1 protein-coding gene is annotated in these 289 nt (G+C 72.3%); it reads right to left on the reverse strand.

Translation table 11 applies throughout. The features are described 5' to 3' along the window. Positions 1-289, reverse strand: a 289-nt coding sequence (locus NQO67_RS43610) for a hypothetical protein (protein WP_255956213.1), incomplete at both ends; no start/stop codon positions are given.

Raw genomic sequence — 289 nt, forward strand, 5'->3', positions numbered from 1 at the left:
GTGCTCGCTGCCGTAGGTGGCCAGGAGCGCCTGCGCCTCGATCGGGTCACCGAGCCGCGTACCGGTGCCATGCGCTTCGACGGCATCGACGTCGGAACCGGTCAGGCCGGCGCTGGCCCAGGCCTGCCGGATCACCCGCTGCTGCGACGGACCGTTCGGCGCCGTCAGACCGTTCGACGCACCGTCCTGGTTCACCGCGCTGCCCCGCACCACGGCCCACACCCGATGCCCATGCCGCAGGGCATCGGAGAGCCGCTCCACCACCAGCAGCCCGACACCCTCCGACCAA

Source organism: Streptomyces odontomachi (assembly GCF_024435355.1).
In the GTDB taxonomy this organism is placed as follows: Bacteria; Actinomycetota; Actinomycetes; order Streptomycetales; family Streptomycetaceae; genus Streptomyces; species Streptomyces odontomachi.